The 14,277-nt window shown below is 63.0% G+C and carries 13 protein-coding genes; 8 read left to right on the forward strand and 5 right to left on the reverse strand.

Annotated elements, in window-relative coordinates:
- Position 1: 1 nt before the first annotated feature.
- Positions 2 to 787: a fumarylacetoacetate hydrolase family protein gene (locus tag XH88_RS23180; RefSeq protein ID WP_271670605.1), complete on the forward strand. Its 786-nt coding sequence runs from the start codon at positions 2 to 4 to the stop codon at positions 785 to 787.
- A 1-nt stretch (position 788) separates the two neighbouring features.
- Here XH88_RS23180 and XH88_RS23185 read toward each other — a convergent pair whose 3' ends face one another.
- On the reverse strand, positions 789 to 1,709 hold the full coding sequence (locus XH88_RS23185) for a LysR family transcriptional regulator (protein WP_271670606.1): 921 nt from the start codon (positions 1,707 to 1,709) through the stop codon (positions 789 to 791).
- 88 nt (positions 1,710 to 1,797) lie between these two features.
- Here XH88_RS23185 and XH88_RS23190 point away from each other — a divergent pair, with 88 nt between their 5' ends.
- The 3 genes from XH88_RS23190 (at position 1,798) to XH88_RS23200 (ending at position 3,665) form a co-directional block, all read left to right on the forward strand.
- Complete coding sequence (locus XH88_RS23190; protein ID WP_271670639.1) at positions 1,798 to 2,199, forward strand: hypothetical protein; 402 nt, start codon at positions 1,798 to 1,800, stop codon at positions 2,197 to 2,199.
- A 55-nt stretch (positions 2,200 to 2,254) separates the two neighbouring features.
- The gene (locus XH88_RS23195) at positions 2,255 to 2,758 is read left to right on the forward strand and encodes a hypothetical protein (RefSeq protein WP_271670607.1); all 504 of its coding nucleotides are present in this window, start codon (positions 2,255 to 2,257) and stop codon (positions 2,756 to 2,758) included.
- A 163-nt stretch (positions 2,759 to 2,921) separates the two neighbouring features.
- Positions 2,922 to 3,665 (forward strand): MFS transporter, encoded by a 744-nt coding sequence (locus XH88_RS23200; protein WP_271670608.1) that lies wholly within the window; start codon positions 2,922 to 2,924, stop codon positions 3,663 to 3,665.
- A 28-nt stretch (positions 3,666 to 3,693) separates the two neighbouring features.
- Here the strand turns inward: XH88_RS23200 and XH88_RS23205 are convergent, their stop codons facing one another.
- Positions 3,694 to 4,149: an Lrp/AsnC family transcriptional regulator gene (locus tag XH88_RS23205; RefSeq protein WP_271670609.1), complete on the reverse strand. Its 456-nt coding sequence runs from the start codon at positions 4,147 to 4,149 to the stop codon at positions 3,694 to 3,696.
- A gap of 153 nt (positions 4,150 to 4,302) precedes the next feature.
- On the opposite strand from XH88_RS23205, the gene XH88_RS23210 reads away from it, so the two are divergent.
- On the forward strand, positions 4,303 to 7,752 hold the full coding sequence (locus tag XH88_RS23210) for an indolepyruvate ferredoxin oxidoreductase family protein (RefSeq protein ID WP_271670610.1): 3,450 nt from the start codon (positions 4,303 to 4,305) through the stop codon (positions 7,750 to 7,752).
- A gap of 129 nt (positions 7,753 to 7,881) precedes the next feature.
- Here the strand turns inward: XH88_RS23210 and XH88_RS23215 are convergent, their stop codons facing one another.
- The gene (locus tag XH88_RS23215; RefSeq protein WP_271670611.1) at positions 7,882 to 8,793 is read right to left on the reverse strand and encodes a LysR family transcriptional regulator; all 912 of its coding nucleotides are present in this window, start codon (positions 8,791 to 8,793) and stop codon (positions 7,882 to 7,884) included.
- A gap of 140 nt (positions 8,794 to 8,933) precedes the next feature.
- On the opposite strand from XH88_RS23215, the gene XH88_RS23220 reads away from it, so the two are divergent.
- The 3 genes from XH88_RS23220 to XH88_RS23230 all read left to right on the forward strand — a co-directional run bounded on the left by XH88_RS23220 (position 8,934) and on the right by XH88_RS23230 (position 12,312).
- The gene (locus XH88_RS23220) at positions 8,934 to 10,085 is read left to right on the forward strand and encodes an HlyD family secretion protein (protein WP_271670612.1); all 1,152 of its coding nucleotides are present in this window, start codon (positions 8,934 to 8,936) and stop codon (positions 10,083 to 10,085) included.
- A 117-nt stretch (positions 10,086 to 10,202) separates the two neighbouring features.
- A complete protein-coding gene (locus tag XH88_RS23225; protein WP_271670613.1) occupies positions 10,203 to 11,822 on the forward strand; it encodes an MDR family MFS transporter in 1,620 nt (539 codons plus the stop codon).
- A 28-nt stretch (positions 11,823 to 11,850) separates the two neighbouring features.
- Positions 11,851 to 12,312, forward strand: a complete 462-nt coding sequence (locus XH88_RS23230) for a carboxymuconolactone decarboxylase family protein (protein ID WP_271670614.1) — start codon at positions 11,851 to 11,853, stop codon at positions 12,310 to 12,312.
- Positions 12,313 to 12,480: 168 nt separating this feature from the next.
- Here the strand turns inward: XH88_RS23230 and XH88_RS23235 are convergent, their stop codons facing one another.
- Together XH88_RS23235 and XH88_RS23240 are read right to left on the reverse strand one after the other, a co-directional pair.
- Positions 12,481 to 13,341 carry a D-amino-acid transaminase gene (locus tag XH88_RS23235; RefSeq protein ID WP_271670615.1) on the reverse strand — a complete coding sequence of 287 codons (861 nt, stop codon included), beginning with the start codon at positions 13,339 to 13,341 and terminating at the stop codon, positions 12,481 to 12,483.
- A gap of 191 nt (positions 13,342 to 13,532) precedes the next feature.
- Positions 13,533 to 14,264: an amino acid ABC transporter ATP-binding protein gene (locus tag XH88_RS23240; RefSeq protein WP_271670616.1), complete on the reverse strand. Its 732-nt coding sequence runs from the start codon at positions 14,262 to 14,264 to the stop codon at positions 13,533 to 13,535.
- Positions 14,265 to 14,277 lie beyond the last annotated feature (13 nt).

Here is a 14,277-nt window from a genome sequence, read left to right on the forward strand (position 1 = left end):
CATGCGCTGGCTGAAATTCACCGCGTCCGGCAAGACCTCCTGGGGCCTCGTTGAAGGCGATCAGGTGATTGCAGTCGATGGCGACCCCTTTGGCGAATGGAAGCGAACGTCACGCACGCATCCGCTGAGCGACGTGAAGATCGAGCTGCCGCTGATCCCGCGCACCTTCTATTGCGTCGGGTTGAACTATCTGAAGCATCTGAAGGAGGCCGCCGACAAGGCCGGCACGGTACCGGCCGTTCCTGACAGGCCCGAGATCGGCTACCGCGCGCAGAACGCGCTGATCGCGCATGACGAGGACGTCGTGATCCCCGCCTTCGCGACGGAGAAGATTCACTATGAAGGCGAGCTGGTCGTCGTCATCGGCAAGAAGGTGAAGCACCTCACCGAAGCGAACGCGATGGATTGCGTGTTCGGCTACACCATCGGCAACGACGTCAGCGAACGCAGCTGGCAAAAGGCCGATCGCAGCCTGTGGCGCTCGAAGAATGCCGACACGTTCAAGCCGATGGGCCCGTGGATCGAGACTGAGGCCGATCCTGCGAGAATGGAGACCATTGTCCGGGTCAACGGCAGAGAGACCAACCGCTTCGCTACCAACGACATGATTTTCGGCGTGGTACCGTTCCTGGTCGAGCTGACCAAGTATTTTACGCTGTGGCCGGGCGACGTGATCTGGATGGGCACCGATGGCGCCTCGCCTGACATCAAGCACGGCGATGTCGTCGAGATCGAGATCACCGGCATCGGGACGTTGCGGAACAGGTTCGTGAGGGAGGGACGATAGCTTAGCTTGCGGCCCTGGATCGACCCTTCACATGGTCGATGAAGGCTCTGAGCTTTGGCATGATTTGTCGATGGCTGGGATAATAAAGGAACACCCCCGGGGCCATCGGCACGAATTTCTCCAGCACGGCCACAAGTTTTCCCGTCCTGAGGGCGTCAGCGGCCAGCGGCGCCGGTACTTGGGCAAGACCTAGGCCTTCAACGGCGGCACCGAGCATGGTCGGGAAGTCGTTGGCGATGAAGGGGCCCGAAACGGCAATCTCGATCGAGCGACCATTGTCGTTGAGCGACCACGGTGCGAGCGCACCGTTGGATCGTCGCAGTCTCAGGCACGCGTGCTCACGCAGTTCGTCCGGACGAGCGGGCCGACCGCGGCTTGCGAGGTAAGCCGGACTGCCGACGATGACCAGGGCAAACGGCTTTGTCAGCCGCACCGCGACCATGTCCGGTGAAATGAACTGCCCCATCCTGATGCCAGCATCAAAGCCTCCGGCTGCGAGGTCGACAAGCTCCTCGCTTGCGGCAAGCTCGACCTCGATCTCCGGATAAGCCTGACAGAACGAGGCGATCAGCGGCTCGAGCAGAATCGGGACGACCGAACGCGGCACAGTCAGGCGCAGCAGCCCGGCGGGCCGCTGGCCGAGTTCGCGCGCGGCCCCACTGGCCGCGACGAGCTCCTCAAAGGCCGGTCTTGCGCGCGCAAAGAATCTCTCGCCGGCCTCGGTCAAACCGACGCTGCGGGTGGTGCGGATGAAGAGCGCCGCCCCGACGCGCGCTTCGAGTGCACGGACGGCCTGGCTGATCGCCGAGGGCGTTACCCCAAGTTCGGCGGCCGCCCGCCGGAAACTGCGGTGCTCGGCGACATTGAGGAAAGCCTCGACTCCGTCGAGCGCTCCCTGCCTGACTGTGAAGTTCTGCTTCATAGCCCATCAACATTATCGCGAATAGTCCCACTCGGCTAGACGCCCTAAATCCGGATTGCAAATGAGCCGGACCGGAGACGTGAAACCGATGAAGGCAATCCGCAACGCCGTCCTGACACTCGCCCTTACACTGACAGGTGCTACCGCCATGACCGAACCATCCGCCGCCCAAGCACAAGCGCCATCACCCGTGACCACCGGAGTCATGGTCATCCTGACCGCCAAGGCGGGCATCACGCGCGAGCAGATCATGGCCGTGATGCCTGATGAAATCAGGCAGACCGTCCAGCTCTATCTCACCGGAAAAGTTCGCGAATGGTATTCGCGGTCCGATGGACGAGGCGCCGTCTTCCTGCTGGATGCCAGGGATGTCGCAGAAGCCCACGCGATCATGGATGCCCTGCCGCTCGCCAGACAGGATCTCATCGACCATGAATACATCGCCGTCGGCCCGCTCATGCCACTCCGCCTGCTGATGGCAAAACCCTGACCGGCCGCAGGCCTGCCCCCATCCGACCGGACGAAGCATTGCAAGGACATCGAACGTGCCAGCGGGATTCAATCTTCCATTCATCCTCAGCGTCGCCGGCGCCTTGCTGACGAGCGCAGTGGTGGCCTCCGTCTATGTGTGGCCCTTTGTCCGCGCAATGCCGCGCCATGACGCGTTGAGGCTTCTCGCAGCCTTCCATGCATTCCGCTTCCTGGGCATGAACTTCATGGTCGCCGGGTTCGTCTCCTCCGAGTTGAACCCGGACTTCGCCAGCGAGGTCGGATGGGGAGATCTCATCGCCGCCACTCTCGCACTCATCTCGATGGCGGCGCTCTCCTGGCGGTGGCCGGTCGCCATTCCGATCGTCTGGATCTTCAACATCTGGGGTACGCTTGATCTCCTGAATGCGTACTACATGGGCGTGACGAAAATCCTGGGTCCTGGCCTGATCGGCGCCGGCATTTATGTTCCGGCGCTTTACGTGCCTTTGCTCTTGGTCGGGCACGCTCTCATTTTCATGCTTCTGCTGAGACCCGGATCGGAAGCACAGAAATCCTGACCGCAGCAGTTTAGCCGCAATCTGGGACGTGCCTGCCAAGAGGCCGACGCCCATGAAAGGAATGCCGATGAGCACCGAGACCCTTTCCGCCGGCGTGGTTGCGCCGCATCCTGCCAGGCTCAGCCTGATCTCCGCCGCCCTGTTCACGAGCTTGTGGAGCTGGTTGATCTATGCGGTGCCCGCACTGCCGGAGAGCGGCTTGCCAGCCCTGGGCGTTCGGCTGATGACTTACGGCCTTCTCGCCCTCGGCTTGTGGCTCGGCCTCGAACGCAGTTCGCTGACGCCAAAACAGCGCCAGGCAACCTGGCTGTCCATCATGATTCCTTTCACGCTCTGGGCCACGCTCGCCTGGACAGCAGCCATCGACGGTGCGTTCCGTGCAGGCGCCTCCCCCCTGCCGCTGCTTCCCGCGGCGATCCTGCTGCCGGTGATCGTCGGCGCTCCCGTGCTGCTGCTGTCGAAACGGATCGGACGGCTGCTGGACGCCATGCCGGCCACTTGGCTCATCGCGCTTCAGCTTTACCGGGTCTTCGGCAGCCAATGGCTTGCCTACTGGCTGGGAGGGACGTTGCCGGGCCTCTGGGCGTTGCCGGCGGGAACAGGCGATGTGCTGACCGGCCTTTTCGCCGTGCCGGCGGCGATTGCCCTTGCAAGCGGAACGGCTGAGGGGCGGCGCGCGGCGATGCTTTGGAATGTGTTCGGTCTTGCGGATTTCGCCGTCGCAATCACCTTGGGCATGATCATGTCGCCCGGCCCGTTTCAGCTGATCGTTCCGCAGGGCGCGAGCGTGGCCATCGACAGTTTTCCGAATGTACTGACGCCCGCTTTCGTCGTGCCCAGTTCGATCCTGCTGCACGTCCTGTCGCTGCGTCAGCTATTCCGTCGCAACGAGGCCAAGACGACGTGAACGACGGCTGCGTGCGACCGACGCAGGCTCAAAACGGCAGCGCAACGCCCGTCTTGATCTCCTTCAGCACCACGTTGCTGCGGACGTAGCGGATGCCAGGGATGCGAAACATGAATTCGTCGAGGAAGCGGTTGTAGGCCGCCATGTCCTGCACGACAACGCGCAGGTGATAATCCGCATCCCCCGTGGTCGCAAAACACTCCAGCACCTCGCGACGCGTGGTGACGCGCGAGACGAACTCGTCGACAAATTTGGCGTCGTGCCGCTCGAGAGAGACATGGAGGATGGCCGACATCGCAAAGCCCGCCTGCTCCCGTGCGACGAGGGCCGCATAGCCGCGGATGACGCCAGTCTCCTCGAGCGCACGTACCCGGCGCCAGCAGGCGGAGGTGGACATGCCGACCTCGTCGGCAAGCTGCTGGTTGGTGGCGCGACCGTCCTTCTGCAGGTGGGCGAGTATCCGCATGTCCTGGTCTTCGATCATCGACAGCCTCCAAATCGGGAAAATCTACCAGATTAAAGCACATTTCGCAAAATCTTACCGAGAATAGGATTTCTGTCGGGATAAGTAGGTAAGACCTACCAGCCCTCCGGGCCTATTCTTCGCCTATTCGACAGGATGCCGCGCGAGGTCCGCATGGACGCCATTCCGTCACTCGACGCCTACGAACTCTCCGACCGCTACGACAGAGAGGAGGGCCGCGTCTTCCTCACGGGCACGCAGGCGATCGTCCGCATCGCGCTCGACCAGGCGAAGCGTGATCGCGCGCGCGGGCTCAACACCGCTGGCTTCGTCTCCGGTTATCGCGGCTCGCCGCTCGGCGGTATCGATCTCGAACTCTGGCGAATCAAGAAGCGCCTCGAACAGGACCGCATCGAATTCCTGCCGGCCGTGAACGAGGACCTCGCGGCCACTGCCGTGCTCGGCTCGCAGCAGGTCGAGACGCAACGCGACCGCGAGGTCGATGGCGTGTTCGGGCTGTGGTACGGCAAGGGTCCCGGCGTCGACCGCTCCGGCGATGCGCTCAAGCATGGCAACGCCTATGGCTCATCGCCGCATGGCGGCGTGCTGGTGGTCGCGGGCGATGACCATGGCTGCGTGTCGTCGTCGATGCCGCACCAGTCCGACGTCGCCTTCATGAGCTGGTTCATGCCGACCCTGCACCCCGCAAGCGTCGACGAATACCTGGCGTTCGGGGAGTATGGCTACGCACTCAGCCGTTTCTCCGGCATGTGGGTCGGTTTCAAGGCCATCTCGGAGATCGTTGAGTCAGGCGCCTCCGTCACGCTGCGTCCGCCGCGCGCCTTCGCACCGCCCGATTTCACCCCACCATCGGATGGACTGCACTATCGCTGGCCCGATCTGCCGGGGCCCCAGATCGAGGAGCGACTGGAGGCAAAGAAGCATGCGGTCTATGCCTTCGCCAAAGCCAATCCGATCGACAGGCATATCTACGACATTCCAGACGCGACCTACGGCATTGTAACCACGGGAAAGGCGCATCTCGACCTGATGGAAGCGCTGCGGCTGATGGGCCTCGACGAAGCCGCGTGCCGCCGCATCGGCATCGACATCTACAAAGTCGGCATGGTCTGGCCGCTTGCGCTGCACGACGCCATGGACTTCGTCAAAGGCAAGCGCGAGATCCTTGTGGTCGAGGAAAAACGCGGCATCATCGAGAGCCAGTTCAAGGAATATTTCTACGACTATCCTGGCGCCAAACCCGAGCGCATGGTCGGCAAGCACGACGAGCAGGGAGCACGGCTGATCTCCTGGATCGGTGAATTGTCGCCGCGAATGCTCGCAGGCGTTCTGGCCCGCCGGCTCGATCCAATGTTTCCGGGGCTTAATCTTGTCGCGCGAGCGGCGGCTCTGTTGCCGGAAGCGGCGCGCATCATCAACGTCGCGGGCGCGACGCGTACGCCATATTTCTGCTCGGGATGCCCGCACAACACCTCGACGAAAGTGCCGGAGGGATCGAAGGCACTGGCCGGCATCGGCTGCCACTTCATGGCGAGCTGGATGGACCGCGAGACCTCGTCGTTGATCCAGATGGGCGGCGAAGGGGTGAACTGGGCCGCATCATCGCGATTTACCGGCCACAAGCACATCTTCCAGAATCTCGGCGAAGGCACCTACTATCATTCCGGCTCGATGGCGATCCGGCAGGCGATCGCCGCCAAGGCCAACATCACCTACAAGATCCTGTTCAACGATGCCGTCGCCATGACGGGTGGCCAACCGGTCGACGGTCCCGTCAGCGTTCACGCCATCGCCCACAGCGTCCGCGCCGAGGGCGTGGTTCGCATCGCGCTGGTCTCCGACGAGCCCGCGCAATTCCTGCCGGCGGATCTGCCTGATGGCGTCACCATCCATCCTCGTGAGGAAATGGATGCCGTGCAGCGCGAGCTGCGCGAAGTACCCGGCGTCTCGGTCCTGATCTACCAGCAGACTTGCGCTACCGAAAAGCGCCGCCGCCGCAAGCGCGGGCTGATGGCCGATCCCAAGCGCTTTGCCTATATCAACGATCTCGTGTGCGAAGGCTGTGGCGACTGCTCCGTCGAATCCAATTGCCTCAGCGTCGAGCCGAAGGAGACGCCGTTCGGCCGCAAGCGCCAGATCAACCTGTCGGCCTGCAACAAGGACTTTTCCTGCCTGAACGGCTTCTGCCCGAGCTTCGTCACCGTCGAAGGCGCCACGCGCCGGAAGAAGGGTGCGAGCCAGATCGATGCGATCGGCCACGCGGCCACGCTTCCGCTGCCCGTCCCCTTAACGCTTGACCATCCCTATGATTTGCTCGTGACGGGCGTCGGTGGCACCGGCGTGATCACGGTTGGCGCACTGATCGGCATGTCTGCGCATCTCGAACGACGTGGCGTCTCGGTGCTGGACTTCACCGGCTTTGCGCAGAAATTCGGCCCCGTGCTGAGCTATATTCGCCTCGCCGCCTCACCCGATGCGTTGCACCAGGTCCGCATCGACCAGGGAGCGGCCGACGCGCTGATCGGCTGCGATCTCGTCGTCAGCTCCTCGCCGAAGGCCTCAGGCACCTACCACCGCGGGATGCGCGCCGCGATCAACACCGCCGAAATGCCGACCGGCGACGTCGTGCGCTTCCGCGACGCCGATCTCGCCTCGCCCGCACGCCTGCGCGCGATCCGTCAGGTCATCGGTCATGACAATCTCGATACGATCGATGCCAATGCGCTGGCCGAGCGGCTACTCGGCGATGCCGTCTATGCCAACATCATCATGCTCGGCTTTGCCTGGCAGCGCGGACTGGTGCCGGTCTCACTGCAAGCGCTGCTGCGCGCGGTCGAACTCAATGGCGTCGCCGTCGAGCGCAACAAGCAGGCTCTTGCCTGGGGCCGGATCGCCGCTGCCGATCCTGACTTCCTGCCAAAGACAGAAGACGCGCCAAAGGCCGAGACGCTCGACCAAATCATCGACCGCCGCTCCGATTTCCTCACCGCCTACCAGGACGAGGCTTACGCCGCGCGCTATCGGGCGCTCGTCGCAAAGGTTCGTAATGCCGAGGCCGCTTTCAATAGCGAGGCACTCACCGAGACCGTCGCCCGCAGCCTGTTCAAGCTGATGGCCTACAAGGACGAGTATGAAGTGGCGCGTCTGCACATGCAGAGCGGTTTTCTCGATGAGCTGCGGCGCGAATTCGAGGATGGCTTCAGCATCCGATATCACCTCGCCCCGCCGTTCCTGTCGTCGCGACGCGATGCGCGTGGCCGTCCGCGCAAGCGCGCCTTCGGCCAGTGGATCCAGCTACCGCTGGCCCTGCTCGCGCGCTTGAAGCGGCTGCGCGGAAGCCCACTCGATCCGTTCGGTTACACCGCCGAACGACGCGCCGAGCGGGAGCTGATCGCCTGGTACGAGGTCGTGGTCGCGCAGATCCTGGGTAAGCTCGACGCAGCTCATCTGCCTGATCTCGTCGCCATCGCCAAAGCGCCAATCGAGATCCGCGGTTACGGACCAGTGAAGGACAGCGCCGTCGCGAAGGTGAAGCCGGAGGTCGAAAGGCTGCTCACCAATCTCACCACAGTTTCGCCGATAAAGATGCGCGCCACCGGTTGACGCGACGCCACCGAGGCGTCAGCCTTGCGGATTGAAGAGGCCCTGAAATCGCCTGTCGCTGCTGGCTCCACGCTGACTTTGCGCCTTTGGCCACCCTACGGCACCGTGCCAGCCGCGTTATCGTGCCAGCTAGGAATACGGATTGATCAGCTTCTGCTGTTCGGAGCTGTGCTGCACGAGCAGGTCGATGAAAGTTCTCACCTTTGCGGAGAGATGGTGGCGGTGCGGATAGACGGCATTCATCGACAGCTCGACGGTCCGGTATTCCGGCAGCAGACGAACCAGCCGGCCTGCTTCGAGATCGTCGTGGATGAGAAAGCCGGCCATCAGGCACACGGCCGCGCCCTCCAACGCAACCTTCCGCAACGCTTCCCCGCTGTTGGTGACGAAGCTGCCTGAAATGCGCACCGAGGCTGGCACGCCCTTGCGATCGAGGAAACGCCACTCGTCGCCAAACGGATAATTCAAATGGCGACCGCAATTATGCGCAGATAGCTCTTCGAGCTTCTGCACACGACCGTGTTTTTCGAGATAGTCGTGCGAACAGCACAGCACGTGGCGCCAGGTGGCGAGACTGCGGACGATCAGGCTCGAGTCCGGCGGCGGGATCATGCGCAGCGCAACATCGTAGCCTTCCTCGATCAGATCGACATCGGCCTCGCCCATGCGCAAATCGACCTTGAGCTCGGGATAGGTGGACAGGACCTTTGCCACCACAGGCGCGACGAACGGCACCATATGCGTGGCAACATGGATGCGCAGCGTCCCGCGCGGGACCGATTGCAATTCGCTGGCGATATCGTCGGCCTGTTCGAGGTCGGCCAGGATCTGCGTGGCGCGGTCGTAATAGGATTGACCGATCTCCGTGAGGCTCACCTTGCGCGTGGTGCGGTTCAGCAGCCGCACCCCCAACCGGTCCTCCAGGGCCTGGACATGGTTGCTCACCATCGTCGTCGACATGTCGAGCCGGCGGGCGGCGGCCGAGAATCCTCCGTTTTCGACCACCCGGACGAAGGCGGTGAGACTGGTGAAGCGGTCCATGGCTAAAGCTCCGATTATCCGCTCTGACTGGATAATGCTTTCAGCAATTCCGGGATTATCGCAAGCCTCGCGATAACGCATCTTACCGGCGTGAACGGTGCCTGCTTCGAATGAGGGCCGTTGGAATTTGCGAGGATGTTATGTCAAACGCCGCTTACGTCGCTGAAACAAATGATAAAATCAGCCTCCGCCCCTCTCGGCAGGCGATCCGGCGGGCGGCCATCGGGTTGGCGTTGGCGCTCGGCATCGCCGTAGCGGGCGATTACGGCTACGATTACCTAAAGACGGGTCGCTACCTCGAATCGACCGACGATGCCTATGTGAAGGCCGATTCCACGATCATCGCACCGAAGGTCTCCGGCTATATTGCCAAGGTGCTGGTCAGCGACAACGAGAAGGTCAGAGCCGGCCAGGTGCTGGCCAGAATCGACGACCGTGATTTCAGGGCTGCGCTCGGCCAGGCCCGCGCCGACGTCGCTGCAGCCGAAGCCTCGGTCCGAAACCTCGATGCGCAGCTCGAGCTGCAACAGCCGATCATCGAGCAGAGCACGGCCGACGTCACCGCGGCCGACGCTAATCTGAAATTCGCACAGGAAGAGCGCGCCCGCTACGACGATCTGATGAAGTCGGGCTCCGGCACGATCCAGCGCGCGCAGCAGACCGATGCGGCGCTCCGCGCCAGCAATGCGCAATTGCAGCACGCCAAGTCGGGCCTGGTGGCCGCACAGCGCAAGGTCGACGTGCTCACCACCCAGCGTGCGCAGGCCGCGGCGCAGCTCGACCGCGCCCGCGCCGTCGCGGAGCAGGCCGAGCTGAACCTGTCCTATACCGAGATCACCGCGCCCGTTGACGGCACAGTCGGCGCCCGGTCTTTGCGCGTCGGCCAGTACGTGCAGGCCGGCACACAATTGATGGCGGTGGTGCCGCTCGACGCGGTTTATGTGGTCGCTAATTTCAAGGAGACGCAGCTCACGCATGTGCGCGCGGGCCAGCCGGTCGAGCTGCATGTCGACAGCTTTCGCAATCGCACGCTTCATGGCCATGTCGACAGTCTTTCGCCGGCCAGCGGACTCGAATTCGCGCTGCTGCCGCCCGACAACGCCACCGGCAACTTCACCAAGATCGTGCAGCGCGTGCCGGTGAAGATCGTGCTTGACGATCACAGTCTCACCGGCCTGCTGCGGCCCGGCATGTCGGCGGTGCCGACGGTCGACACCAAGGCAACCGTGATAGCCGAGCGCGAGACGACCAAGCGCGTCGCCGACAACGCAGCACGCGCGAACGGCGGCTGATCCAGGAAAAGTCCGGCAGGATCATCAAGCCCTGCCGGATGATCCTTCCAAGATTTCCGCGATTATCGAAACCACCCGCCTGACGCATCCTGTCTCCACATCAGAGACGAGGCCTCCATGAGCACGCTCCAACCAGCCCTTGACGCCGCTTCCGCCGTCAGCATCCCCGCCCCGGCCGCTGTGCCGGCGACTCCGGTCGTCTCCGCCAAAACGTGGATCGCCGTGATCGGCGCCACGCTCGGTGCATTCATGGCGGTGCTGAACATCCAGATCGTCAACGCCTCGCTCGCCGACATCCAGGGCGCGATCGGCGCCGGCATCGATGACGGTGGCTGGATCTCGACCTCCTATCTGATCGCCGAGATCGTTGTGATCCCGCTGTCCGGCTGGCTCGCGCAGGTGTTCTCGATCCGCATCTATCTCCTCACGAATGCGATCCTGTTCTTGGTCCTGTCCGCGGCCTGCGCGCTGGCGCAGGACCTGCCGCAGATGATCATGCTTCGTGCCGTGCAGGGCTTTACCGGCGGCGTGCTGATCCCGATGGCGTTCACGCTCATCATCACGCTGCTGCCACGTGCCAAGCAGCCGGTCGGCCTTGCGTTGTTCGCGCTGTCGGCGACCTTCGCGCCCGCGATCGGCCCAACCATCGGCGGATATCTCACCGAGAATTTTGGCTGGCAGTACATCTTCTACGTCAACCTCGTCCCCGGAGCGATCATGGTCAGCATGCTCTGGTATGCGCTCGAGCCCAAGCCGATGAAGCTGTCGCTGCTCCGCGACGGCGACTGGGCCGGCATCATCACCATGGCGATCGGCCTCTCCGCGCTTCAAACCGTTCTGGAAGAGGGCAACAAGGACGACTGGTTCGGCTCGCCCTTGATCGTCAAGCTCGGCGTGATCGCGGCCGTGGCGCTGACTGCCTTCCTGATCATCGAGCTGACCGTGAAGAAGCCGCTGTTGAACCTGCGCCTCCTGGTCCGCCGCAATTTCGGCTTCGGCATGCTCGCCAACTTCCTGCTCGGCATCGCGCTATACGGTTCGGTGTTCGTCCTGCCGCAATATCTGTCACGCATCCAGGGCTACAATGCCGAGCAGATCGGCACGGTGCTGGCGTGGACCGGACTGCCGCAGCTCGTGCTGATCCCGTTGGTGCCGCGCCTGATGCAGAAATTCGACGCGCGGATCATCATCGGTATCGGTTTCGTGCTGTTCGCTGGCTCGAACTTCATGAATATCTTCATGACCAACGACTACGCGGCCGATCAGCTATTGTGGCCCAATGTCGTGCGCGCCGTCGGTCAGGCGCTGGTGATGGCGCCGCTGTCGGCGGTCGCGACATCAGGCATTGAGCCAGAGAATGCGGGCTCAGCCTCCGGCCTGTTCAACATGATGCGCAACCTCGGCGGCGCAGTCGGGATCGCACTGCTGCAGACCGTCCTGACCAAGCGCGAGCAGTATCACTCCAACGTGCTGATGCAGTCGGTCTCGGTGTTCGAGCAGGCCACCCGCACGCGGCTGGAACAGCTCACGCAGTATTTCATTAATCACGGCGTGCTCGACCGTGCGGATGCCGCGCATCGTGCCTTTGTCGCGATCGGCCATACCGTCCAGAAGCAGGCCTATATTCTCGCCTTCAGCGACACGTTCTATCTGCTCGGCATGGCGCTGATCGTGGCCTTGATCGCTGTATTCTTTCTGAAGAAACCCGGCCAGGCATCGGCCGGCGGAGCCCACTGATCCGTCCAAACAAGTAAGGAGAACGACCATGAAGCCCCGCATGAATTTCTACCAGGCTGCCCCCGACACGATGAAGGCGCTGATGGCGCTGGAAGAGCAGATCCAGTCGACCGGTCTGGAGAAATCGCTGATCGAGCTCGTCAAGATCCGGGCCTCGCAGATCAACGGTTGCGCCTTCTGCATCAACATGCATACCGAAGACGCGCGCAAGCGCGGCGAGACCGAGCAGCGCATCTACCTGCTCAACGCCTGGCGCGAATCTCCGCTCTATACGGATCGCGAGCGCGCCGCGCTGGCCTGGACCGAAGCCGTGACACTGATCGCGGAGACGCATGCTCCCGACGATGTTTATGAAGAGGTCCGTGCCCACTTCTCCGATGCGGAAACGGTAAACCTGACCATGCTGATCGGCGCCATCAACGCCTGGAACAGGATTGCAATCGCGTTCCGCGCGGTTCATCCGGTAAAGGTGAAGGCGTCGGTGGCATGAACCACGGGCAGCGCCGGCGTGATGTGCGCAACGCCGTCTCCACATTCTCGACTGTCATGCCCCGGCTTGACCGGGGCATCCAGTACGCCGCGGCCTATCGATTCAATCACCACCGGCTCTGGAATAATGGATCGCCCGGTCGCGGGCGATGACAGCGGTGGCAGCGGCCTAAACCGCCGTCGCCTTCGCGAACTCCACATAGATCTCACGCAGGCGCGTCGCCATCGGGCCGGGCTTGCCATCGCCGATGGTCTTGCCATCGATCGCGACCACCGGCTGTACGAAAGACGAGGCTGACGTGATGAAGGCTTCCTTCGCCGCCAGCGCCTCGGCCACAGTGAAGGAACGCTCCTCGACACGAAGCTGGCGCTCTTCGGCGAGCGCGACAACGGCCTTGCGGGTGCAGCCCGGCAGGATCGCGTTGGAGTTCTTGCGGGTGACGATGACGTCGTCCTGTGTGAGGATGAAGGCCGACGACGAGCCGCCTTCGGTGACAAAGCCGTCTTCCAGCATCCAGGCCTCGCCGGCGCCGGCCTCGGCTGCGGCCTGCTTGGCCAGCACCTGCGCCAGCAGCGCCACGCTCTTGATGTCGCGGCGCTCCCAGCGGATATCGGGCACCGTAATGACGTTGATGCCGGTCTTGGCCGCTGCCGCGTTGATGATGTCCTTCTCCGAGGTGAACATCACGAGGCTCGGCTTGATCTCAGCCTTGGGGAACGGAAAGTCGCGGCCCTTGTCGGCACCGCGCGTGACCTGGAGGTAGACGAGGCCGTTCGCGAGCTTGTTGCGGGCGATCAGCTCTTTCTGCAGTTCAGTGATGCGCTCGACCGTCTCGGGCAGCTTCAGCTTGATCTCGCCGACCGAACGCTCCAGCCGCGCCAGATGCGAGGCGTTGTCGACCAGCTTGCCGTCGAGCACGGCCGAGACCTCATAGATGCCGTCGGCGAACAGGAAACCGCGGTCGAGCACCGAGATTTTCGCGTCCGAGAGCGGGACGAATGAGCCGTTGACATAGGCGATCGGGTCCAAGGCAGGTCTCCTGGAGAGGAATGGGGGGATTTGGCGCGGTTATACGCCAGTGAGGGGGAACGATCACCCCTCGTTTCGTCATTCCGGGCCGGCGCGAAGCGACGAGCCCAGAATCCACTTCACCTCGCACATTGCCGCCCCATGGATCCCCGGTTCGCGCTCCGCGCGCCCCGGGATGACGGCAGCGGGAATTAATGCGACAGAATCTTCGACAAAAACTTCTGCGCGCGGTCGCTACGGGGCTTGCCGAAGAAATCGTCCTTCGGGGCATCCTCGACGATCTCGCCGCGGTCCATGAAGATGACGCGGTTGGCGACCTTGCGGGCGAAGCCCATTTCGTGAGTCACGACCATCATGGTCATGCCTTCGCGGGCAAGGTCCACCATGACGTCGAGCACTTCACTGACCATCTCAGGATCGAGCGCCGAGGTCGGCTCGTCGAACAGCATCACGATCGGATCCATCGCGAGCGCCCGGGCGATCGCAACGCGCTGCTGCTGGCCGCCGGAGAGCTGCGCGGGGAATTTCTGCGCCTGCTCCTTCAACCCGACGCGCTCCAGCAGCTGCATGCCCTTGGTCTGCGCCTTGTCGTGCGAGCGGCCGAGCACCTTCTCCTGCGAGAGACAGAGATTGTCGATGATCTTCAAATGCGGGAACAGCTCGAAGTGCTGGAACACCATGCCGACGCGCGAGCGCAGCTTCGGCAGATTGGTCTTGGGATCATTGACCTTGGTGCCGTCGACCGAGATGTCCCCGCTCTGGAACGGCTCCAGCGCGTTGACGCATTTGATCAAGGTCGACTTGCCCGAGCCCGAGGGTCCGCAGACCACGACGACCTCACCCTTGGTGACGCTGGTGGTGCAGTCGGTCAGCACCTGAAAGCTCGGGCTGTACCATTTGTTGACGTGGCTGATTTCGATCATGGCCGAACTTGCC

The organism is Bradyrhizobium sp. CCBAU 51627 (genome assembly GCF_028128765.1).
Lineage (GTDB): Bacteria > Pseudomonadota > Alphaproteobacteria > Rhizobiales > Xanthobacteraceae > Bradyrhizobium.